Origin of the sequence: Pseudomonas fuscovaginae SE-1 (assembly GCF_000364705.1) — a bacterium.
GTDB classification, from domain to species: Bacteria; Pseudomonadota; Gammaproteobacteria; order Pseudomonadales; family Pseudomonadaceae; genus Aquipseudomonas; species Aquipseudomonas fuscovaginae_A.
On the sequence record NZ_AQOH01000297.1, the window covers coordinates 1 to 21,874 of the forward strand.

25 protein-coding genes, 1 tRNA gene and 1 pseudogene are annotated in these 21,874 nt (G+C 60.2%); 23 read left to right on the forward strand and 4 right to left on the reverse strand.

Features of this window, described 5'->3' with window-relative positions; genetic code table 11:
- On the reverse strand, positions 1 to 565 hold a 565-nt coding region (locus tag K675_RS0124065), incomplete at its 3' end, for a 2-dehydropantoate 2-reductase N-terminal domain-containing protein (protein ID WP_017906030.1).
- Positions 565 to 1,518 (reverse strand): GGDEF domain-containing protein, encoded by a 954-nt coding sequence (locus K675_RS0124070; protein ID WP_017906031.1) that lies wholly within the window; start codon positions 1,516 to 1,518, stop codon positions 565 to 567. The genes K675_RS0124070 and K675_RS0124065, both read right to left, overlap by 1 nt.
- Positions 1,519 to 1,639: 121 nt before the next feature.
- Here K675_RS0124070 and K675_RS0124075 point away from each other — a divergent pair, with 121 nt between their 5' ends.
- Together K675_RS0124075 and K675_RS0124080 are read left to right on the forward strand one after the other, a co-directional pair.
- Positions 1,640 to 2,125: a YajQ family cyclic di-GMP-binding protein gene (locus K675_RS0124075; RefSeq protein WP_017906032.1), complete on the forward strand. Its 486-nt coding sequence runs from the start codon at positions 1,640 to 1,642 to the stop codon at positions 2,123 to 2,125.
- A gap of 122 nt (positions 2,126 to 2,247) precedes the next feature.
- Complete coding sequence (locus tag K675_RS0124080) at positions 2,248 to 3,090, forward strand: mechanosensitive ion channel family protein (protein ID WP_017906033.1); 843 nt, start codon at positions 2,248 to 2,250, stop codon at positions 3,088 to 3,090.
- 274 nt (positions 3,091 to 3,364) lie between these two features.
- Here the strand turns inward: K675_RS0124080 and K675_RS0124085 are convergent, their stop codons facing one another.
- Positions 3,365 to 4,717 carry an OprD family porin gene (locus K675_RS0124085; RefSeq protein ID WP_017906034.1) on the reverse strand — a complete coding sequence of 451 codons (1,353 nt, stop codon included), beginning with the start codon at positions 4,715 to 4,717 and terminating at the stop codon, positions 3,365 to 3,367.
- Positions 4,718 to 5,669: 952 nt separating this feature from the next.
- Between K675_RS0124085 and K675_RS0124090 the strand changes: the two genes are divergently transcribed.
- Both K675_RS0124090 and K675_RS0124095 read left to right on the forward strand, forming a co-directional pair.
- The gene (locus K675_RS0124090) at positions 5,670 to 6,101 is read left to right on the forward strand and encodes an HIT family protein (RefSeq protein ID WP_017906035.1); all 432 of its coding nucleotides are present in this window, start codon (positions 5,670 to 5,672) and stop codon (positions 6,099 to 6,101) included.
- Positions 6,098 to 6,304: a SlyX family protein gene (locus tag K675_RS0124095; RefSeq protein WP_017906036.1), complete on the forward strand. Its 207-nt coding sequence runs from the start codon at positions 6,098 to 6,100 to the stop codon at positions 6,302 to 6,304. Before K675_RS0124090 ends, K675_RS0124095 begins: the two co-directional genes overlap by 4 nt.
- Positions 6,305 to 6,387: 83 nt before the next feature.
- Here K675_RS0124095 and K675_RS33925 read toward each other — a convergent pair whose 3' ends face one another.
- The gene (locus K675_RS33925) at positions 6,388 to 6,990 is read right to left on the reverse strand and encodes a cold-shock protein (RefSeq protein ID WP_017906037.1); all 603 of its coding nucleotides are present in this window, start codon (positions 6,988 to 6,990) and stop codon (positions 6,388 to 6,390) included.
- Between the two features lie 308 nt (positions 6,991 to 7,298).
- Here K675_RS33925 and K675_RS0124105 point away from each other — a divergent pair, with 308 nt between their 5' ends.
- The 19 genes and pseudogenes from K675_RS0124105 to K675_RS0124195 form a co-directional block, all read left to right on the forward strand.
- Complete coding sequence (locus tag K675_RS0124105; protein ID WP_010444259.1) at positions 7,299 to 7,769, forward strand: Dps family protein; 471 nt, start codon at positions 7,299 to 7,301, stop codon at positions 7,767 to 7,769.
- Positions 7,770 to 7,999: 230 nt separating this feature from the next.
- On the forward strand, positions 8,000 to 8,335 hold the full coding sequence (locus K675_RS0124110) for a ribbon-helix-helix domain-containing protein (RefSeq protein ID WP_017906039.1): 336 nt from the start codon (positions 8,000 to 8,002) through the stop codon (positions 8,333 to 8,335).
- A gap of 167 nt (positions 8,336 to 8,502) precedes the next feature.
- Positions 8,503 to 8,724 carry an FmdB family zinc ribbon protein gene (locus K675_RS0124115; protein ID WP_026145498.1) on the forward strand — a complete coding sequence of 74 codons (222 nt, stop codon included), beginning with the start codon at positions 8,503 to 8,505 and terminating at the stop codon, positions 8,722 to 8,724.
- Between the two features lie 94 nt (positions 8,725 to 8,818).
- The gene (aspS, locus tag K675_RS0124120) at positions 8,819 to 10,594 is read left to right on the forward strand and encodes an aspartate--tRNA ligase (protein WP_017906041.1); all 1,776 of its coding nucleotides are present in this window, start codon (positions 8,819 to 8,821) and stop codon (positions 10,592 to 10,594) included.
- Positions 10,595 to 10,727: 133 nt separating this feature from the next.
- Positions 10,728 to 11,474, forward strand: a complete 747-nt coding sequence (locus tag K675_RS0124125; RefSeq protein WP_017906042.1) for a YebC/PmpR family DNA-binding transcriptional regulator — start codon at positions 10,728 to 10,730, stop codon at positions 11,472 to 11,474.
- A gap of 147 nt (positions 11,475 to 11,621) precedes the next feature.
- Positions 11,622 to 12,146 (forward strand): crossover junction endodeoxyribonuclease RuvC, encoded by a 525-nt coding sequence (gene ruvC, locus K675_RS0124130; RefSeq protein ID WP_017906043.1) that lies wholly within the window; start codon positions 11,622 to 11,624, stop codon positions 12,144 to 12,146.
- 110 nt (positions 12,147 to 12,256) lie between these two features.
- Positions 12,257 to 12,871, forward strand: a complete 615-nt coding sequence (gene ruvA, locus K675_RS0124135; protein WP_017906044.1) for a Holliday junction branch migration protein RuvA — start codon at positions 12,257 to 12,259, stop codon at positions 12,869 to 12,871.
- A complete protein-coding gene (ruvB, locus tag K675_RS0124140) occupies positions 12,872 to 13,930 on the forward strand; it encodes a Holliday junction branch migration DNA helicase RuvB (protein WP_017906045.1) in 1,059 nt (352 codons plus the stop codon).
- 137 nt (positions 13,931 to 14,067) lie between these two features.
- The gene (ybgC, locus tag K675_RS0124145; RefSeq protein ID WP_017906046.1) at positions 14,068 to 14,535 is read left to right on the forward strand and encodes a tol-pal system-associated acyl-CoA thioesterase; all 468 of its coding nucleotides are present in this window, start codon (positions 14,068 to 14,070) and stop codon (positions 14,533 to 14,535) included.
- Positions 14,525 to 15,220 (forward strand): protein TolQ, encoded by a 696-nt coding sequence (gene tolQ / locus K675_RS0124150; RefSeq protein WP_017906047.1) that lies wholly within the window; start codon positions 14,525 to 14,527, stop codon positions 15,218 to 15,220. The genes ybgC and tolQ overlap by 11 nt, the downstream gene beginning before the upstream one ends.
- A 14-nt stretch (positions 15,221 to 15,234) precedes the next feature.
- Entirely contained in the window at positions 15,235 to 15,687 is a 453-nt protein-coding gene (tolR, locus tag K675_RS0124155; RefSeq protein WP_010444249.1) for a protein TolR, read from the forward strand.
- Entirely contained in the window at positions 15,687 to 16,745 is a 1,059-nt protein-coding gene (gene tolA, locus K675_RS0124160; protein WP_017906048.1) for a cell envelope integrity protein TolA, read from the forward strand. Before tolR ends, tolA begins: the two co-directional genes overlap by 1 nt.
- Positions 16,746 to 16,973: 228 nt before the next feature.
- The gene (gene tolB, locus K675_RS0124165; protein WP_017906049.1) at positions 16,974 to 18,224 is read left to right on the forward strand and encodes a Tol-Pal system beta propeller repeat protein TolB; all 1,251 of its coding nucleotides are present in this window, start codon (positions 16,974 to 16,976) and stop codon (positions 18,222 to 18,224) included.
- Between the two features lie 52 nt (positions 18,225 to 18,276).
- Positions 18,277 to 18,774, forward strand: coding sequence for a peptidoglycan-associated lipoprotein Pal (pal, locus tag K675_RS0124170; RefSeq protein WP_010444246.1), 498 nt, complete (start codon positions 18,277 to 18,279; stop codon positions 18,772 to 18,774).
- A gap of 6 nt (positions 18,775 to 18,780) precedes the next feature.
- Positions 18,781 to 19,605: a tol-pal system protein YbgF gene (ybgF, locus tag K675_RS0124175; RefSeq protein WP_026145500.1), complete on the forward strand. Its 825-nt coding sequence runs from the start codon at positions 18,781 to 18,783 to the stop codon at positions 19,603 to 19,605.
- Between the two features lie 164 nt (positions 19,606 to 19,769).
- On the forward strand, positions 19,770 to 20,417 hold the full coding sequence (gene queE, locus K675_RS0124180; RefSeq protein ID WP_026145501.1) for a 7-carboxy-7-deazaguanine synthase QueE: 648 nt from the start codon (positions 19,770 to 19,772) through the stop codon (positions 20,415 to 20,417).
- 1 nt (position 20,418) lies between these two features.
- Positions 20,419 to 21,108 carry a 7-cyano-7-deazaguanine synthase QueC gene (gene queC / locus K675_RS0124185; RefSeq protein WP_017906052.1) on the forward strand — a complete coding sequence of 230 codons (690 nt, stop codon included), beginning with the start codon at positions 20,419 to 20,421 and terminating at the stop codon, positions 21,106 to 21,108.
- A gap of 63 nt (positions 21,109 to 21,171) precedes the next feature.
- Positions 21,172 to 21,247: transfer RNA gene (locus tag K675_RS0124190), tRNA-Lys, on the forward strand.
- A gap of 361 nt (positions 21,248 to 21,608) precedes the next feature.
- A pseudogene (locus tag K675_RS0124195) lies at positions 21,609 to 21,874 on the forward strand (filamentous hemagglutinin N-terminal domain-containing protein); the annotation flags it as partial.

Here is a 21,874-nt window from a genome sequence, read left to right on the forward strand (position 1 = left end):
AGTTCAGCGCCAGCTTGCGCCACAGCCGGGTGAGGATCTGGGTGTTCCACTCGTGGGGGATACCCGCCCGTGTCAGGTCGTCCAGCCATACGGGTGGCAGGGGCCGGGCAGCGTCGCCGAGCCAGGTGAAACCATGGCCGGCGAACACCACCCGCCAGTCTTCCTCGCGAAACGCGCCCTCGGTGCTGGAGGCGAAGATGCAACGGGCTCCTGGCGCCAGGGCTGCGACGGCGTCCTGGCTGCCCAGGCCGTTCTGAAGCAGGATCAACTCGGCATTGTCGCCCAGGCGTGGGATCAGGCTGGCGACCGCGGCTGGCGCGTCATAGGCCTTGCAGGCGACCAGCAGGCGGGTGATCGGCTCGGCGGCGTCGACGGTCTGGGCGGGTATCGCGAACCGTTGGGGCCGGCCCTGTTCGACCAGGGTCAGGCCGCCGCTGGCTTCGTAGGCCGCCAACCGGTCCGGGTCCCGCAGGATCAACCTGACCGGCAGCCCGGCGCGGGCCAGGCGGGCGGCCCACAGGCTGCCCAGGCTGCCGGCGCCGAGGACGTGCCAGGTGCCGTTCATCAGTCTCGAGCCGGCAGGCGCTTGGCGCTGACCACGCCGTCGGCATAGGACTGCGCCAGCAGTTGCGCGGCTTCGTCGAACAGGGTCTGCTGGTCCAGCGGCAGGCACTTGCTGTCCAGGCCCACCAGGCTGATGCCGGCCTTCACTTCGACCGGCCCCTCGTTGGTCATGAACGGCTTGAGATTCAGGCCGTCATACAGGCGCTTGAAGCTGCTCGGGGCGCAGTCGCGCAGGTCGGGCGGCATGGTCATCAGCACAAAGTGCTGGTCGTCCAGGCGTGCCAGCACATCCAGCGGCCGCACCAGTTGCTGCAGGCGGCGGGCGATGCCCTGCTGCAGCTCGTCGTAGAAGTCGTTGCCGTACTCGCGTTGCAGTTCGCCCGCCTGTTGGATGCCGATCAACAGGTAGCAGATCGCGCCGCCCCGGGCCTGCACCTGGCGCAGGCTGTCGGTCAACTTCTGGCGCAGGTAGCGGGCGTTGCCCAGACCGGTCAGGGAGTCGACCAGGTTGCGTTGTTCGAGGCTGGCGATGTTCTGACGCAACAGGCGGTTTTCCTGGCGCAGCCGCTGCAGGGTGTTGCACTGGCGGTCGGCGGCCAGAACCCGGGTCAGCAACAGGCGCTCGATATCCTCGGGGGCGATCAGGTCGTCGATGTCGTTGGGCAACGCATCGTCGAGCAGCGCGAGCGGTGCGTCGGCATTGATCAGCAACACATAGGTGTAGTGATCGTTCATCTCGTCGCGCAGCCGGACCTTCTCCGCCAGTTTCAGCCCGGACTCGCCGGCGCAGATCACCACGCTGGCCGCACGCTGGTCGATCTGTTCCAGGGCCAGGACCGCATCGTTGGCCTGGCGTATGTCCTGGTAGCCCGCACGCTGGAGGCTGCCGCCAAGGGCGCTGCTGACCAGATGACCATCACTCACCAGCAAAATGCTCAGATCCGGGTTAGGCATGGGAGGCTCTTAAGTGAATGAGTGGGAGGAAGAACCGTTATAATGCTCGCGGATTTTAACCGTCAAACCCGGCGCGCTCCATCGGTATCGGGCGCGCCCAGATTAAATTTGGAGAAATCGCATGCCGTCGTTCGACGTGGTATCCGAACTGGACAAACACGAAGTCACCAACGCCGTCGAGAACGCCGTCAAGGAGCTGGACCGCCGTTATGACCTGAAGGGCAAAGGCTCCTTCGAATTCAAGGACAAGGAACAGACCGTCAGCATGACGGCCGAGGCCGAGTTCCAACTGGAGGCGATGCTGGAAATCCTGCGCATGGCCCTGGTGAAGCGCAAGATCGATGTGAAATGCCTGGAGGTCAAGGATGCCTACGCTTCCGGCAAGGTGATGAAGCAGGATGCGACCTTCAAGGAGGGCATCGACAAGGAGATGGCGAAGAAGATTGTCGCCCACATCAAGGAGTCCAAGCTGAAGGTTCAGGCCGCCATCCAGGGTGAACAGGTCCGCGTGACCGGCAAGAAGCGCGACGATCTGCAGGAGGCGATTGCCAACCTGCGGGCCAAGGAATTCGACCTGCCGCTGCAGTTCAACAACTTCCGCGACTGATCCGGTCCGCCAGGGAACCTCTGGAAGTTATCGGCGTCGGAGGGCCCAGGCGCGGCAGAAACGGTTGAGCCCGCGGGGATCGATCGTTTTGCCGGGCAATCGCACGATAACAGGAGAGAACAATGGATCTGAACGCGGAAATGGATCATCTCATCAAGGCTTCCCAGGCCTGGGTTCCGATGATCATGGAATACGGCAGCCGGGTGCTGCTGGCTGTCGTCACGCTGCTCATCGGTTGGTGGTTGATCAACCGGCTGACCGACAAGCTCGGCAAGTTGCTGGCATTGCGCAATGCGGACCTGGCGCTGCAGGGCTTTATCAGCACCCTGGCGAATATCGCCCTCAAGGTCATGCTCAGCATCAGCGTCGCGTCGATGATCGGCGTGGCGACCACCTCGTTCGTCGCGGCGATCGGTGCGGCCGGCCTGGCGATCGGCCTGGCCTTGCAGGGCAGCCTGGCGAACTTCGCCGGTGGCGTGCTGATCCTCATGTTCCGGCCGTTCCGCATCGGTGACACGATCACCGCGCAGGGCGTTACCGGTACTGTCGACAATATCCAGATCTTCCATACCATCCTGCGTACCGGCGACAACCAGACGGTCATCATGCCCAACGGCAGCCTGTCGAACGGGATCATCACCAACATCAACCGTCAGCCGACGCGCAAGGTGGTGTTCGATGTAGGGGTGGACTACGAGGCCGACCTGCAGAAGGCGCGTGAAGTGTTGCTGGAACTGGCCAAGGATGAGCGCGTGCTCGCCGACCCGGCGCCGGCGGCCGTGGTTTCGGCGTTGGGCGACAGTTCGATCACCGTTTCCCTGCGGGTGTGGACAAAGACGTCCGATTACTGGGACCTGATGTTCAAGTTCAATGAACATGCACGGGATCGCCTCAAGGAAGCGGGCATCGATATTCCGTTTCCGCAGCGGGTGATTCGGGTGATGCAGGAAGCGCCGGTCAAATAAGCCGGTCCATATCTGTCCAAACAGTCAGATATGAATGGGAGGGGCCCGAAAGGGCCCCTTTTTATTGCCCGCCTTTTAATGAGTGCTTCGGGCGGGGAGGGCTTTCCATTGGAGCCGAAGGATATCGGGAAGGATAAATACTGGCGCGATCTTCAAGTCTGATGAGTTGTTTTTGTTAGCTGGCTACTAAGTAGTTTACGACGGTTTGTTTTCCATCCATGCAATAAAAAAGGCCCATCACAGGGATGGGCCTTTCTTTAAGCGAGTATCGCTATTACTTCTTGGCGATAGCCATCAGGTCGAGTGGGTACTCGGTGATCAGGCGGAACTCGTTGATGTTGCCTTCAGCCTGGTCGGCGTTGCCACGGTGCCAGGCTTGACGAGCGCGGAAGGACAGGTCTTTCAGAGGACCAGACTGGACAACATATTTAGCTTCCAGGTTGGTCTCGAAGTGGTGGCCATCTTTACCATACCCATAGATGGCGTAAGGGCTGTTGGACGCGATGTGGCTGCCGTCGATCCCTTCACCATGGACATAGCGAGCCATGAAACTCAGACCAGGAATGCCATATTCGGCCATCTTCAGGTCATAGCGTGCCTGAACGGAGCGCTCCTCAGGGCCGTTGAAGTCAGAGTATTGGATGGAGTTGGCGAGGAAGATCGAGTCGCCGCCGCGGTTGGAGCGGTCACCCACAGCGATGTAGTCGAACGGTGTATCGCCGTGTACCTTCTGGTACGCCAGGGTAACAGTATGTGCGTTGAGGAACGAGTATGCGGTGGCAAAGGAGTACGTGGTGTTGTTGATATCACCAGCCAGAGCCGATCCGGTATCGGTGGTACGGTAGATGTTGAAGTCGAAATTCAACGACTGGTCGCTGGCTACTGGCAGGGTGTAGTTGACGTTACCGTAGTATTGGTTCCAGATGTCCTCTGCCTTGGCGCCATAGAGCGACACGGTCAGGTTTTCGTTGATGCCGTACTTGCCGCCCGCGTAGTCGATGCTTTTGACCTCGATCGCAGTATCAGCGTAAGCGGTGCGCAGCTTCTGCTGCATAGAGGTCTGGTCCTGACTGCTGCCTGCGTAGAAATGGCCGGCTTCCAGGTCGAGGTTTTTAACTTCGCTACTCTGCAGTTGGAAGCCACGAGCTGTCTGCTGGAACAGACGGCTGCCGCCGACGGCGAAGACTGGGGAAGTGCTTGGGCTGAAGTCTCCGAATTTCAGTTCGGTCTTGGAGATGCGTGCGGCAATAGCAGCACCAGCCTTGCCAAAGCTGTCGTTGTTCTTACCATTTGCGTCGCGGCTCATGTTGCCCGAACCGGATTCCGAGTCTTTGCCGCGCAGTAGGTAGCCAGCGTCTCCGAAGGCTTCGACTTTCACGCCGACAGTGCCTTGGGTGTAGCCCGAGCTGAACTTGCCCAGGACGCCTTGTGTCCAGTCTTCCTGGTCCTTGGCGGTGTTCTTGCGGTCACGGTTGAAGTAGTAGTTCTTCAGAACCACGCCTGCCGAGGCGCCTTCAACGAAACCCTTGGCATCGGCCTGGTCGGTCACGAAAGGTTCGGCCATTGCCAATTGAGTGCCTGCTGCCGAAACGGCCAGGGCGATCATGCTCCACTTCATCACGCGCATCGTGATTTGCTCCTTTGGTTTTTAGGAAGAGTACTGCCGTCCCACCTGTATTTTTATCTGGGCGGCTCTTTCTTTTTGTGTCGGCGCAAACTTATATCACGCTGACAAACTTGGCGATACTTGCTCACCTATCCTTGCGGCTTCTTTACGAGCGTGTCGCAAAAAGCTCGCTCCATGTCGCAAATACACAGCCTTGCGTTGGCTGTGCAACTTCAGCGCAGTTGTCGGACCCCTGAGCATAGATAAAAAGCACATAGGTTCAAGCGCCGAACTGTCCCTGGTTGCACTGTACTGCGTTGTTACCGTGTCGCGGAGCTTCAGCGTCCGATCAGGCCCTCTGTGGCGACTGTGGCGTAACTCAATGCAACAAGCATGCACAAAGTCGAAAAATCGCCAGAAAATATTTCCCTGACTGTTCGGTCACGCTGAAACCCTTATAAAGCCTGGGGGCAGCCCGGTGGCTCATGGTGCTTGACGTATTACTTTCCCTTGTGCTGCTAATCCCTTGATTACCTGAAAAAAGCCAAAAACGTTACCGGTTCACACCGTCGATGGGGTAAACGGTGGGCAAAAGGTGCACCAAGAATAGTCGCTCTGTGTGTTTTTGGTGCAGGGCTGCCTGTGGGCTGTTGCGGATCGTACAGTCACCGTTTTCCCGTGAAAGGCTCTGCCAGGGACTACATGGCGCATCAGCAGAGGTTTTCAGGAAAAGATGACGCTTTGATTATGCGGCGGCATTTTTTTCGGCCGGCCGAGAACGGTGCGTAGCGGGTCCGTAATGGTGCGTGATGATCCGGGGAGACCGGTCGCGGGGCGGAATCATTCGCTCCTATCGGCAGCCTTACGGTGAACTGGCGGGCGAAGGCGGGTATCCTGAGCGCATTGTCTGCGCGGCGGCCGTCGTCGGACCGCGGCCCGAGCAGGCCCATTCAGTCAAGCAGGAGTGTTTACGGTGTTCGTTCTCGATTCGCGTCTTCAACAAGACACCTTGCCGATGGGCGACTTTCCGTTGTGTCGCCTGCTGTTATCCAACGATTCGAACTATCCCTGGTTCATCCTGGTGCCTCGGCGTGCGGAGATCAGCGAGGTGTTCGAGCTGGATGCGGCGGACCAGGCGCAGTTGTGGCAGGAGACCAATGCGCTGGCCCAGGCCCTCAAGCAGGTCTTCAAGGCGGACAAGATGAATGTCGCGGCCTTGGGTAACGTGGTCAGCCAGTTGCACATGCATGTCATCGTTCGTCATCGGGGCGATGCCGCCTGGCCTGCTCCAGTCTGGGGCAAGCATCCGGCCAGGCCTTATGCCGAGGTGGAGGTTGCCGAAATTCGCGAGCGGCTGAAGGCGGCACTGGCCGAAGGCTTTTCCTATGTGCAGGTGTCGTCATGAGCCTGGATGCGCGTGTTACCGAACTGGAAACCCGCCTGGCGTTCCAGGATGACACCATCCAGGCGCTGAACGATGTGCTGGTGGCGCAGCAACGTGAAGTGGAGCGTCTGCAATTGCAGATGGCCGCCTTGATCAAGCGTCATGAGGAAATGCTGGGGCAATTCGGCATTGCCGAGGATGAGGCGCCGCCGCCTCACTACTGAAACAGGCCATGCCGGGTTGGCAGGCATGAAAAAACCGCGAGCCGTCCGACGGCATCGCGGTTTTTTTCGAGCGTCGAAAAGGTTCAGCGACGCGGCGATGCCGCCACCACGTCTTCGGCCTGCAGGCCCTTGTCCCGGTTCATCACCGAGAACTCCACGCGCTGGCCTTCGACCAGGACGCGGTGGCCTTCACCCCGAATGGCGCGAAAGTGCACGAAGATATCATCGCCGGAATCGCGTGAGATGAAGCCGAAACCCTTGGAGGTGTTGAACCACTTCACGGTACCGGTATCGCGGTTGCTCATGTCGTAGTTGGGCGAAGCTGTGGAGGGCGAGGACTTGTAGAAGCTGACCGCCAGATGCAGCAGTACGGCAATCACCGCGGCCGCCAGGCTCAGCAGTACGGCAGGCTGGCCGGCGATCATCGGCAGGGGGGCGAGCAGTACCAGAATCTGCAGCACGACCGCCAGAATCAGCAGGGCACTGACCAGATTTTGCAGTTGATGACGAGGACCCTTGTTCCAGTAGGGAATCACCGGCGCGAGGATCAGGTTGAGCAAGCCGAAGAATGCCAGATAAAGCGCATCGGGTTGTTGCAGGTAAGGCAGTGCTTCGGATCGCAGGCTGGGTATAAAGGAAAGCAGCAGGGCAACGGCGCCCGTTAGCAGGTGGACGATTTTCAACATTTGATTGACTCACTCAAGATTGATAGCACGGAAGAGCTGGCAGCCCACGGTTCGCTTCTGACAAAAAAAGGTGAGGCGCTGAGCACGTGTTCTAACAGCCTATGCGTCGTGCCAGGGTGCGGCATGACGACACGCTGTCTATTTAACAGCAAAGCCCGGGCCTTCTCAAATCAACGGCTTGAGCGGTCTTGGCAGGGAGCGCGGAGGGCTCTGGGGCGCAGGGCCCCGGTGCTGCACGGGGCGGCGAGTCTTGCTAGAGTGCTCCTACACCTTCAAGGTGTGACTTCAATCACGTCAAGGGGATGCATATGGCTATTGATATCGGTATCAGCGAAGCGGACCGCAAGTCCATCGTCGAAGGACTCTCCCGTCTGTTGTCGGATACCTATGTACTCTATCTGAAGACCCACAACTTCCACTGGAACGTCAGCGGTCCGATGTTTCGGACCCTGCACTTGATGTTTGAAGAACAATACAACGAACTGGCGCTGGCGGTGGACCTGATCGCCGAGCGGATCCGGGCGCTCGGGTTTCCGGCTCCGGGTACCTATTCGACCTATGCCCGCCTGTCTTCCATCAAGGAAGAAGAGGGCGTGCCGAGCGCCGAGGAGATGATCCGGCAATTGGTGCAGGGACAGGAGGCGGTGACCCGCACCGCGCGTGGCATCTTCCCGCTGCTGGACAAGGTCAGCGACGAGCCGACCGCCGACCTGCTGACCCAGCGCATGCAGGTGCATGAGAAAACCGCCTGGATGTTGCGGGCCCTGCTGGAAGAGTGATGCCTGCGACTGCCGGCTCGTCCGTGCGCTTGCCGGCGGCGCTCGAGCGTGGCCCGTGCCGGCTCGGTTCGCGCCGTCGGGCGCCGACGTTCCTCGTTTTCTGGTCGCTTCATCCTACGCAGGCGGTGGTCCGGTCTGCTGGATAAGGAATTTTGCTTGCGGTTTTATGTAAGCGAGATTTTCCAAGAGCGCCCTTGTTCAAGGGCGTGCAGCGACGGAGTGCGAGGAAGATGGTGCAGTTGAAACAGTGTGGGGGGGAGTCCGGTCTGCTGCGCAAGACCAGGCCCGATCCCATGTTGCTGGAGTTTGATATCGGATTGGCCAAGCCGGTGTCACGATCCGTTCGCCTGAACGGATTCGCGACCTGCCTGCGGCTTGAGGAAGTGTACTGGAAAGTATTGGCCGACATGGCCGGGATCAACCAGTGCACGGTCAATGCGTTGCTGTCCAATGTCGATATGGAAGTGCATCTGCGGTATGGGGGGGTGAAAAATTTCAGCGGCCTGATTCGTGTCGTCTGCATGGTGCATTTGCTGACGTTGGGTGGTTTGCAGCATTCGCGGTGAGTGGGCTCGCTCGGGTCGCGGGCCGCTGGTCGTCGCAGGGCTGGCGCGATGGCCGGTGTTACGGCTGCAAAGCCTCGATTTAACAGATATAATCCCGCTCTTTGCTGCATGGCCCGACTCTGGGCTCGGGCAGCAGTGATGTCGTTATCTGATTGTCGAGACGCCCCATGCCCATGTACGACTACCAATGCGCTTCCTGTGGTCATCAGCTGGAAGCCATTCAGAAAATCAGCGCTCCTCCTCTGGTCGATTGCCCTGCCTGCCAGGCGCCAGAGCTGAAGAAGATGCTTTCGATGCCCGGCTTCCGCCTCAGCGGTACCGGTTGGTACGAGACCGATTTCAAGACCGGCGCCAAGAAAAACCTGGCCGGTGGCGACAAAGCCGACTGAAAATGAGCGACACGAGCGGGCTCTGACACGCCAGGGACACTTTGCTGTGCCAGACCTCCACCGAATTCGAATTACGAGAAGTGAAACCACGACCATGATGCGCAGCCATTATTGCGGCCAACTGAACGAGAGCCTGGAAGGCCAGGAAGTCACCCTTTGCGGATGGGTCCACCGTCGTCGCGACCATGGCGGGGTGATTTTCCTCGATATCCGTGACCGTGAAGGCCTGGCCCAGGTGGTCTTCGACCCGGACCGCGCCGAGACCTTTGCCACCGCTGACCGTGTGCGCAGCGAGTACGTGGTGAAGATCACCGGCAAGGTGCGCCTGCGTCCGGCCGGTGCCGGCAACGCCAACATGGCTTCGGGCATGATCGAAGTCCTGGGTTACGAGCTGGAAGTGCTGAATGAGGCGGAAACCCCGCCGTTCCCACTCAACGAGTACTCCGACGTCGGCGAGGAAACCCGCCTGCGCTATCGCTTCATCGACCTGCGCCGTCCGGAAATGGCCGAGAAGCTGCGCCTGCGTTCGCGCATGACCACCAGCATCCGTCGCTACCTGGACGAGAACGGCTTCCTCGACGTCGAAACACCGATCCTGACCCGCGCGACTCCGGAAGGCGCCCGCGACTACCTGGTGCCGAGCCGTACCCACGCCGGCAGCTTCTTCGCCCTGCCGCAATCGCCACAGTTGTTCAAGCAACTGCTGATGGTCGCCGGCTTCGACCGCTACTACCAGATCGCCAAGTGCTTCCGCGACGAAGACCTGCGTGCCGACCGCCAGCCGGAATTCACCCAGATCGACATCGAGACCAGCTTCCTCGATGAAAAGGACATCATGGGCCTGACCGAAGGCATGATCCGCAACCTGTTCAAGGAAGTCCTGGGTCTGGAATTCGGCGAATTCCCGCACATGACCTGGGACGAGGCCATGCGCCGCTACGGTTCCGACAAGCCGGACCTGCGTATCCCACTGGAACTGGTCGACGTTGCCGACCAGCTCAAGGACGTCGAATTCAAGGTCTTCAGCGGCCCGGCCAACGATCCGAAGTGCCGTATCGCCGCACTGCGCGTGCCGGGCGGCGCGAGCATGCCGCGCAGCAAGATCGACGACTACACCAAGTTCGTCGGCATCTACGGTGCCAAGGGCCTGGCGTACATCAAGGTCAATGAGCGCGCCAAGGGCGTGGAAGGCCTGCAGTCGCCAATCGTCAAGAACATCCCCGAGGCCAACCTGAACGTGATCCTCGATCGCGTCGGCGCGGTCGATGGCGACATCGTGTTCTTCGGTGCCGACAAGACCAAGATCGTCTGCGAGGCCCTCGGCGCGCTGCGGATCAAGGTCGGTCACGACCTCGAACTGCTCACCAGCGAGTGGGCACCGATGTGGGTCGTCGACTTCCCGATGTTCGAAGAGAACGATGATGGCAGCTTCACCGCGCTGCACCACCCGTTCACCGCGCCGAAGTGCACTCCTGAAGAGCTGGAGGCCAACCCGGCCGGTGCTCTGTCGCGTGCCTACGACATGGTCCTGAACGGTACCGAGCTGGGCGGCGGTTCGATTCGTATCCATCGCAAGGAAATGCAACAGGCGGTGTTCCGTCTGCTGGGCATCAACGAAGCGGAACAGGAAGAGAAGTTCGGCTTCCTGCTTGACGCCCTGAAGTACGGTGCTCCACCCCATGGTGGCCTGGCCTTCGGTCTGGACCGCCTGGTGATGCTGATGACCGGCGCCCAGTCGATCCGCGAAGTGATCGCCTTCCCGAAAACCCAGAGCGCGGCCTGTGTCATGACCCAGGCGCCAGGTCTGGTGGACGCCAAGGCCCTGCGCGAACTGCACATTCGCCTGCGCGAGACACCCAAGGCGGAGTAATCCGGTCCTTGCGGGCGCATCCTTGGATGCGCCCTTTCTTTTATAAGGTTCGAAATTTCTGTTTGCCGGTCGACGTCGATGGCGCGACGGGCAATGTTTCACGGCAATATTTCAAAGAGCATCGGAGCGAGTTATGGCGGGTCATTCCAAGTGGGCGAACATCAAGCACCGCAAAGAACGTCAGGATGCCAAGAAGGGCAAGATCTTCACCAAGTGGATTCGTGAGCTGACGGTCGCAGCCCGCCAGGGTGGTGCCGATCCGGGTTCCAACCCACGGCTGCGTCTGGCGCTGGACAAGGCCCTGGGCGCCAACATGAGCCGCGACATCATCGATCGCGCGGTGGCCCGCGGTGCCGGCAACGCCGACACCGACGACATGGTCGAACTGAGCTACGAGGGCTACGGCCCCGGCGGCGTGGCGGTGATGGTCGAGTGCATGACCGACAACCGCAACCGTACCGCCGCCGCCGTGCGCCATGCGTTCAGCAAGTGTGGTGGCAACCTTGGCACCGACGGTTCGGTGGCCTACCTGTTCGAGCGCAAGGGGCAGATCTCGTTCGCACCGGGCATCGACGAGGACTCGCTGATGGAAGCGGCGATGGAGGCCGATGCCGATGACGTGGTGACCAACGACGACGGCTCCATCGACGTGTTCACCTCGTTCTCCGGTTTCTACGCCGTGCGCAACGCCCTGGAGGCGGCCGGTTTCAAGGCGGGCGACGCGGAAATCGTCATGCTGCCGACCACCAGCGCCGAGCTCGACCTGGAAGGCGCGGAGAAGGTCCTGAAGCTGATCGACATGCTCGAAGACCTGGACGACGTGCAAAACGTCTATTCCAACGCCGACATTCCGCAGGCGGTACTGGAACAGCTCGGCTGATGGACGCGGCCCCTGTTCCGGCAGGGGCTGAATTCTGCTGTCCGGAGCTGGGTAACCGACCTCCTGACAGTCCTCTATCGACCTGCATGCATATACAGTAGATACTGCGCGTCATTGGCAGGCTTTCTCGATCGAACCGCAGGCGTTATGACTCTTATTCTTGGTATCGACCCAGGTTCGCGGATCACCGGTTACGGTGTGGTGCGCGATACCGGGCGTGGTTGTGTCTATGTGGCGTCGGGCTGCATCCGTACCGGCAGCGGTGAGTTGCACGAGCGTTTGCAGGTGGTCTATCGCAGCGTGCGCGAGGTGATCCAGACCTATGGCCCGGTGACCATGGGCATCGAAAAGGTGTTCATGGCGAAGAACGCCGACTCGGCGCTCAAGCTTGGCCAGGCCCGTGGCGCGGCGATCGTGGCCGGTGCCGAGGAGAACCTGGAGATCGCCGAATACACCGCGACCCAGGTCAAGCAGGCGGTCGTTGGTACCGGTGGTGCCAACAAGGAACAGGTGATGCTGATGGTGATGCACCTGCTCAAGCTGACCAGCAAGCCGCAGGTCGACGCCTCCGACGCCCTGGCGATCGCCCTGTGTCATGCTCATACCCGGTCGAGCCTGTTGCCGCATGGATTGGGGGCGGCAAGGACCCGTGGCGGTCGCCTGCGTCTCTGATAGCATCATCAACTTAAACAATTTCGCTTGCCGATAGAGCCTGGTGCCGGATGATGGCGGGTCTATCGTTCCATCAGCCACCGGCCAGGCCGGCAATAAGGACCCGATACGTGATTGGACGCTTGCGCGGCACCCTGGCTGAAAAACAGCCGCCGCACCTTATCCTCGATGTGAATGGCCTGGGCTACGAGGTGGAGGTCCCCATGACCACGCTCTATCGCTTGCCGTCGGTCGGCGAACCACTGACGTTGCATACGCATTTGGTCGTGCGCGAGGATGCCCAGTTACTCTATGGCTTCGTTGGCAAGCGCGAGCGCGATTTCTTTCGCGAGCTGATCCGCCTCAACGGTGTCGGGCCCAAGCTGGCACTGGCGTTGATGTCCAGCCTGGAAGTCGATGAGCTGGTGCGTTGCGTGGCGGCCCAGGACACTTCGGCGCTGGTCAAGGTGCCGGGGGTCGGCAAGAAGACCGCCGAGCGCCTGCTGGTCGAACTCAAGGACCGTTTCAAGGCCTGGGAAACCGTGCCGAGCATCTTCGCCCTGGTGCCGAACCAGCCGGACGGAGCGCCGGCGGCGCCGGTCGCCAGTGCCGAGACCGATGCGGTCAGTGCGCTGATCTCCCTGGGCTACAAGCCGCAGGAAGCGAGCAAGGCGGTGTCCGCCATCAAGGAAAAAGGCTTGAGCAGCGAAGAAATGATCCGCCGTGCCCTGAGGGGAATGATTTAAGTGATTGAAGCCGATCGTTTGATAGCCGCTTCCAGCGGCCGTGACCGCGAGGAAGTCCAGGACCGTGCGATTCGTCCGCTTAGCCTGGCCGAATACATCGGCCAGCCCACGGTCCGGGAGCAGATGGAGCTGTTCATCCAGGCGGCCCGGGCACGCGGCGAGTCCCTGGACCACACGCTGATCTTCGGCCCGCCAGGGCTGGGCAAGACCACCCTGGCCAATATCATCGCCCAGGAAATGGGCGTGTCGATCAAGAGCACTTCCGGGCCGGTGCTGGAGCGGGCTGGCGACCTGGCGGCACTGCTGACCAACCTGGAAGCCCACGACGTGCTGTTCATCGACGAGATCCACCGTCTTTCGCCGGTGGTCGAGGAGGTGCTGTACCCGGCGATGGAGGATTTCCAGCTCGATATCATGATCGGCGAAGGCCCGGCGGCACGTTCGATCAAACTCGACCTGCCGCCCTTCACCCTGGTCGGGGCGACTACCCGCGCCGGCATGCTGACCAACCCGTTGCGTGACCGCTTCGGTATCGTCCAGCGTCTTGAGTTCTACAACACCGCCGACCTGTCGACCATCGTCAGCCGTTCGGCGGGGATTCTCGGCCTGCCGCTGGATGCCGAAGGTGCCTTCGAGGTTGCCCGGCGCGCTCGCGGTACGCCGCGGATCGCCAATCGCCTGTTGCGGCGGGTGCGCGATTTCGCCGAGGTGCGGGCCAGGGGGCACATCACCAAGGGGGTGGCGGACCTGGCGCTGAACCTGCTGGATGTCGATGAGCACGGTTTCGACCATCAGGACCGGCGCCTGCTGCTGACCATGATCGAGAAGTTCGACGGCGGCCCGGTAGGGGTCGACAGCCTGGCGGCGGCGATCGGCGAGGAGCGCCATACGATCGAGGATGTGCTGGAGCCATACCTGATCCAGCAGGGCTACATCATGCGTACGCCGCGTGGGCGGGTGGTGACCCGGCACGCGTACCTGCACTTCGGCTTGAACGTGCCGTCGCGACTGGGTGAAGCGCCTGCCGCAGATGCATTTCTCGATGTGCTGGATGACTGATGGGCGACCGGGACCGATTTATTCGTGCTGCGCGCTGTCCTAGGAGCTGGCACCACGAATCTTCATGTGAAAAGTCGTATAAGTATGAAAAACAGTTGCCTGGCCGGATTGGCAACCCGAGGAGTAAGCACTAGAGTATGCGCGCGCAAAACGGGCTTCAGTCGTTCGCACATCGCTGTCGCGTTTATTACGAGGACACCGATGCCGGCGGCATCGTGTATTACGTCAATTACCTAAAGTTCATGGAGCGGGCTCGAACCGAGCGGCTACGGGAGCTGGGCTTTGCCCAGTCCGAGCTGGTGGGGGAGAACCTGTTGTTCGTCGTGCATTCCAGCGAAGCGCGCTACCACGTGCCGGCGCGACTGGACGACGAGCTGTTGGTCAGTGCGGATGTCATTGAACTGAACCGTGCGAGCCTGCGTTTCAAGCAGCAGGTTCGTCGTGCAACGGATTTAACGCTGCTCTGCGAAGGGCAGTTCCTGGTGGCCTGTGTGCGCGCCGACAGTTTGAAACCCCGGGCCATTCCAGAAACCTTGCGATCGGCCTTTGCCGACACAAGCGGCGCGGGTACTCACTTAGAGCAGGAGATAAAGCGTGGAAGCTAACGTCGTCGACCATTCCTCCATGTGGAGTTTGGTCAGCAATGCCAGCATCGTGGTGCAATTGGTCATGCTGATTCTGGTGGCTGCCTCAGTCACCTCGTGGATCATGATTTTCCAGCGCAGCAACCTGCTGCGCGCCGGTCGTCGTGCCCTGGAGAGCTTCGAGGAGCGCTTCTGGTCGGGGATCGACCTGTCCAAGCTGTACCGTCAGGCCGGCAGCAACCCGGATCCGGATTCGGGTGTCGAGCAGATCTTCCGTGCCGGTTTCAAGGAGTTCTCCCGTCTGCGCCAGCAGCCAGGCGTCGAACCTGAAGCGGTGATGGAAGGCGTCGCCCGTGCCATGCGCGTGGCCATCTCCCGTGAAGAGGAAAAGCTCGAACAGAGCCTGCCGTTCCTCGCTACCGTCGGTTCGGTCAGCCCGTACGTCGGCCTGTTCGGTACCGTATGGGGGATCATGAACTCCTTCCGCGGCTTGGCCACAGTCCAGCAGGCGACCCTCGCCACCGTGGCTCCCGGTATTGCCGAAGCCCTGGTGGCCACCGCGATCGGCCTGTTCGCCGCGATCCCGGCCGTTGTCGCCTACAACCGTTTCGCGGCCCGGGGTGAAAACCTGATTGGTCGCTACTACACCTTCGCCGATGAGTTCCAGGCGATCCTGCACCGTAAAGTGCATACCAGCGAAGAGTAAGCAGGTAGATCCCCATGGCCCGAGTTCGCCACAAACGCAAGCCGGTCGCCGAGATGAACGTGGTGCCATACATCGACGTGATGTTGGTATTGCTGGTTATCTTCATGGTGACCGCACCAATGCTCAACCAGGGTGTGAAGGTCGATCTGCCCAAGGTTTCCAGTGAAGCCTTGCCGCAGGACAACAACACCCAGGTCCTGACCATTTCGATCAAGGCTGACAAGACCTACTACTGGAACCTTGGCAGCGAAGTCGACACCGACAAGCAGCAGGACAAGGCGATGACCTTGCCGCAGATGACCGATGCGGTCACCAAGATCATTCGTGCCGGCAACGAAGCCGGCAAGCACACCCAGGTCTTCATTCGTGGCGACAAGAGTGTCGACTATGGTGCCGTCATGGGTGCCATGGGTGGTCTGCAGAAAGCGGGTGTCGGTAACGTCGGTCTGATTACCGAGGCGCCCTGATGCACCAACAGAGAGAGCCGTCCGCCTCGGAAAGCTACTTCTGGCCCAGCGTCTGGGCGATTGGCCTGCACGTCCTGATCTTTGGCCTGCTGTTCGTCAGCTTCGCCATGACTCCGGAACTGCCCCCGGCCAAACCGCTCGTCCAGGCGACCCTGTACCAACTGAAATCGAAAAGCCAGGCAACCACCCAGACCAATCAGAAGATTGCGGGTGAGGCGAAGAAATCCGCCGCGCGCCAGACCGAAGTCGAGCAGTTGGAACAGAAGAAGGTCGAGCAGGAAGAGATAAAGGCGGCGGAACAAAAGAAAGAAGAGGCGGCTCAAAAGGCCGAAGAAGCCAAGAAGGCGGCAGAGGCGAAAAAGGCTGATGAAGCCAAGAAGGCCGACGACGCGAAGAAGGCTGCCGAAGCCAAGAAGGCCGAAGAGAAGAAACAGGCTGACATAGCCAAGAAGAAGGCCGAGGAAGAAGCCAAGGAGGCCGCTGAAGAAGAGGCCAAGAAGAAGGCCGCTGAAGAAGCGAAGAAAAAGATAGTCGAAGACGCGAAGAAGAAAGCCGCGGAAGACGCCAAGAAGAAAGCTGAAGCTGAAGAGGCGAAGAAGAAAATCGCCGAAGACGCGAAGAAGAAAGCAGCAGCCGATGCGGCCAAGAAGAAGCAGGACGCCGCACGCAAGGCCGCTGAAGAGAAGAAGGCGCAGGCACTGGCCGACTTGCTTTCCGATACGCCGCAGCGTCAGCAGGCCCTGGCGGATGAACAGGGCGATGAGACCGCGGGCAGTTTCGACGATCTGATTCGCATCCGGGCGGCGGAAGGCTGGACGCGTCCACCTTCGGCACGCAAGGGCATGGCGGTGACGTTGCAGATCGGCATGTTGCCTGACGGTACAGTGACGACGGTTTCGGTGGTCAAGGGCAGCGGTGATGGTCCGTTCGACGCCTCTGCGGTAGCGGCGGTCAAGAACATCGGTCGTCTGACGGAGATGCAGGGATTGAAACCGGCCGACTTTGCTCCTTATCGTTCGTTCAAGATGACCTTCACTCCTGACGATCTGGCACCGTAAGGCGTCTCTTTCGAATGCTATCGCCCCTGGGTTGTCTCAAGACCGCAGGGGTGATGGCCCGGCGGTAGCGGTGGTCAAGAGTATTGGTTGCCTGATGGAAATGCAGGGGATGAAACCGAGCGATCTTGCTCCTTATCGTTCCTTCAAGATGATATTTACACCTGAGGATCTAGCCTTGTGAGAAACCTTCTTCGAGGAATGCTTGTCCTGATCTGCTGCCTGGCAGGGATGGCAGTGGCAGATGAAAAGAACATTCTGGTCACCAGCGGCACCGATCGGGCGACCCCGATCGCCGTCGTGCCGTTCGGCTTCCAGGGCGGCAGCGTGCTGCCCGACGACATGGCCCAGATCATCGGCGACGACCTGCGTAACTCCGGTTACTACTCGCCGATCCCGCGGCAGAACATGATCAGCCTGCCGACCCAGGCCGGCGAAATCATCTACCGTGACTGGAAGGCCCTGGGTGCCCAGTACATCATGGTCGGCAGCATCGTGCCGGCCGGTGGTCGCCTGCAGGTGCAGTACGCCCTGTTCAACGTCGCCACCGAGCAGCAGGTGCTGACCGGCAGCGTCTCGGGCAGCGTCGACCAGTTGCGCGACATGGCGCACTACATCTCCGACCAGTCGTTCGAAAAGCTCACCGGCATCAAGGGTGCGTTCTCCACCCGCATGCTGTACGTGACTGCCGAACGCTTCTCGGTGAACAACACGCGCTACACCCTGCAGCGCTCCGACTATGACGGCGCTCGTGCAGTGACCCTGCTGCAGTCGCGCGAGCCGATCCTGTCGCCGCGTTTCGCGCCGGATGGCAAGCGTATCGCCTATGTTTCGTTCGAGCAGAAGCGTCCGCGCATCTTCATCCAGCACATCGATACCGGTCGCCGTGAACAGCTGACCAACTTCGAAGGCCTGAACGGTGCACCAGCCTGGTCGCCGGACGGTACCCGCCTGGCGTTCGTGCTGTCCAAGGACGGTAACCCGGACATCTACGTGATGAACCTGGCCTCGCGCCAGATCAGCCGCGTGACCAGTGGTCAGGGCATCAACACTGAACCGTTCTGGGGCAAGGATGGCTCGACCATCTACTTCACCTCCGACCGTGGCGGCAAGCCGCAGATCTACAAGACCAACATCAATGGTGGTGGGGCCGAGCGCGTGACGTTCATCGGCAACTACAACGCCAACCCGAAACTGTCGGCTGATGAAAAGACACTGGTGATGATCCATCGCCAGGACGGTTTCACCAACTTCCGGGTAGCTGCCCAGGATTTGCAGCGCGGTACTGTAAAAATCCTTACAGACACCAACCTTGATGAGTCAGCTACTGTTGCGCCCAACGGCACCATGGTAATCTACGCCACCGCCCAGCAGGGCCGGGGAGTCTTGATGCTCGTGTCCATCAACGGACGCGTGAGGCTCCCGCTTCCTACCGCTCAAGGCGAAGTCAGAGAACCTTCCTGGTCCCCTTACCTGAACTGACGCGGCGCTATACGTTTTACTTAACACACTGGGGTTCATTAGGAGTTTCACGATGGAAATGCTGAAGTTTGGTAAATTTGCTGCGCTGGCTCTGGCCATGGCTGTAGCTGTAGGTTGCTCGTCCAAAGGCGGCGACAACGCTGGTCAAGGCGCTGTTGATCCTAACGCTGGCTACGGTGCAAACACCGGTGCAGTCGACGGCTCCCTGAGCGAAGAAGCCGCTCTGCGCGCAATCACCACCTTCTACTTCGAATACGACAGCTCGGACCTGAAGCCAGAAGCCATGCGCGCTCTGGACGTTCACGCCAAGGACCTGAAAGCCAACGGCAACCGCGTTGTCCTGGAAGGCAACACCGACGAACGTGGTACTCGTGAGTACAACATGGCACTGGGCGAGCGTCGTGCGAAAGCCGTTCAGCGCTACCTGGTTCTGCAAGGTGTTTCCCCAGCTCAACTGGAGCTGGTTTCCTACGGTAAAGAGCGTCCAGTCGCCACTGGCCACGACGAGCAGTCCTGGGCTCAAAACCGTCGCGTCGAACTGCGTAAGTAATTCGTCATGCGAACGTGCCGTCGTGCTGTAACTGTATTGGCTCTCAGCCTCATGCCGCTTGCGGCATGGGCTGCGGTTCCTGTGGTCGATGACAACTCCGGCTATAACAATAGCGGTGGAAGTTATCCGCCAGCGGGTTACGGTACGAACGGCGCCTATGCCGGGACAGGGGCTGCGGCTCCTGTCTCGGCACAGGGCGAACTGTTCAACCAGTTGCAACGCATGCAGGACCAGATTGCGCAACAACAGGGCGTGATCGAGGTTTTGCAAAATGATATAGCGCGCATGAAGCAGGAAAACCTGGAGCGATACCAGGATCTTGACCGGCGCATAGGCAGTGGCGTCGCTCCGGCGGCTGCGGCTCCTGACAATTCTTCCAGCGGGGGCAACACGAATGCCGCCGCCGGTGCGGCACCGGCTGCCCAGGCCCCAGCGGCCAGCAGCGAACCTGGCGATCCGGCGAAGGAAAAGCTCTACTACGATGCTGCCTTCGACCTGATCAAGGCCAAGGATTTCGACAAGGCCAGCCAGGCATTTGGTGCCTTCCTGCGCAAGTACCCGAACAGCCAGTATGCCGGCAACGCCCAGTACTGGTTGGGTGAAGTGAACCTGGCCAAGGGCGACCTGCAAGGTGCCGGCCAGGCCTTTGCCAAGGTCAGCCAGTTGTATCCCAAGCATGCCAAGGTGCCTGATTCGCTGTACAAGCTGGCTGACGTAGAACGTCGCCTGGGTCACACCGACAAGGTCAAGGGCATCCTGCAACAGGTCGTATCCCAATACCCTGGGACCTCTGCAGCCCAGTTGGCCCAGCGGGATCTGCAGCGTATGTAAGACGCCGACGACCCGAATCAAGAAACCCGCGCTTGTCGCGGGTTTTTTCGTTAGAATTGTTGCCCTTTTTATGAAATACGCCGTTCTGGACTGTGCGATTGCAGGTTCATGGCGGTGCCTGACGGAGGCGGACAGCCTGTTTAGCTGTTACGCCCGTGGCGGATATGCAAGACACATTGAGAATCACCGAAGTTTTTTACTCGTTACAGGGTGAAACGCGGACTGCTGGGCTGCCCACGGTCTTTGTGCGCCTGACGGGTTGCCCTCTGCGCTGCCAATATTGCGACAGCGCCTACGCCTTCAGTGGCGGCAGCATCATGTCGCTCGATAGCATCCTCGAACAGGTTGCCGGCTACCGGCCGCGCTACGTCTGCGTGACGGGCGGCGAGCCGCTGGCCCAGCCCAACGCCATTCCCCTGCTCAAGCGACTCTGCGATGCCGGCTACGAGGTGTCCATCGAGACCAGTGGGTCGATGGATATTTCGCCGGTGGACACCCGCGTCAGCCGGGTGGTCGATCTGAAGACCCCGGGCTCCAGGGAGGTCCACCGCAACCGCTACGAGAACATCGAGCAACTGACCGCCAACGACCAGGTCAAGTTCGTCATCTGTTCGCGCGAAGACTACGACTGGTCGGTGTCCAAGCTGATCCAGTACGGTCTGGAGAAGCGGGCGGGGGAAGTGCTGTTCTCGCCGAGCCACCACGACCTGCCGGCCCGCGAGCTGGCGGACTGGATCGTTGCGGACAACCTGCCGGTACGCTTGCAGATGCAATTGCACAAATATCTTTGGAATGACGAGCCGGGGCGCTGACATGACCACTCAAGCAAGCACTGAAAAGAAAGCGGTAATCCTGCTGTCCGGTGGCCTCGACTCGGCGACCGTGGTAGCCATGGCGCGTGCCCAGGGCTACAGCTGCTACACCATGAGCTTCGATTATGGCCAGCGTCACCGTGCCGAGCTGCAGGCGGCAGAGCGGGTTGCCCGTGACCTGGGGGCGATCGAGCACAAGGTGATCGGCCTGAACCTGAACGGTATTGGTGGTTCGGCGCTGACCGACAGCTCCATCGATGTACCGGAAGCACCGAGCGAGGGCATTCCGGTCACCTACGTGCCGGCACGCAATACGGTATTCCTGTCCCTGGCATTGGGCTGGGCCGAAGTGCTGGGGGCGCGGGACATCTTCATCGGCGTGAACGCCGTGGATTACTCCGGCTATCCGGATTGCCGTCCCGAGTTCGTCGAGGCATTCGAAACCCTGGCCAACCTGGCGACCAAGGCGGGGGTGGAGGGTGATGGTTTCCGTATCCAGGCACCGCTGCAGAACCTGAGCAAGGCCGATATCGTGCGTGAAGGTGTGCGCCTGGGTGTCGACTATTCGCTGACAGTATCCTGCTACCAAGCGGATGCCAACGGCTTTGCCTGTGGGAAATGTGACAGCTGCCGCCTGCGTGCGGAGGGCTTCACCGCGGCCGGAATCGACGACCCCACGAAATATTTTTGATTTTTTTCGCGTAGGGTGTTGAATTCCCGTTATAAATCAGTATTATACGCGCCACCACACAGCGGGTCGTTAGCTCAGTTGGTAGAGCAGTTGGCTTTTAACCAATTGGTCGTAGGTTCGAATCCTACACGACCCACCATATTCAGCAGTACTCGAAGAATCCGGAAGGCCCACGACAGTGAGGATTTCCGGATTTTTTTTCGTCTGTGGAAAAGCCAGGTGTCCTGCTTTTCGCAGTCTTCGGGTTTTCCCCTTTCGTCCTTTGCTCTCATGCGCACTTTCAGGGGTCGTCTCGAGCCCGGTTACCTTTCGTCGACTTTGAATGTATCGAAATCGAAACACTACTGAGCATTTGTTGACGCCATTGTTATGTCTCTCTACTATCGCGCCACTATATTGATATCACTCTCTGTTTCGAGGAATCACGCATTTCTTCGCTCATTTCCAAGATGAGCCCTGCGTTGTGAACTCCTAATCGCCTTCGTGCATCGAGACACTACATGGACGTTCGTCAGTTCGCCTTCCTGGCGGGGCAGCCTTCTGCGGCCCTGAAAAACCGTGACCATTTCCTCGGGTTGCCCAAACGCGGGATCGCCTTCCTGCTGGCCAACGTCATGTTCTGGCAACCGCTGTGGGCCCAGGCGGACGGCATCGTCGTCAGTGCGCCGGGGACCACGCTCGGTCAGGCGGGCAATGGCGTCCCCATCGTCAACATTGCCGCCCCGAACGGCAGCGGCCTGTCGCACAACCAGTTCCAGGACTACAA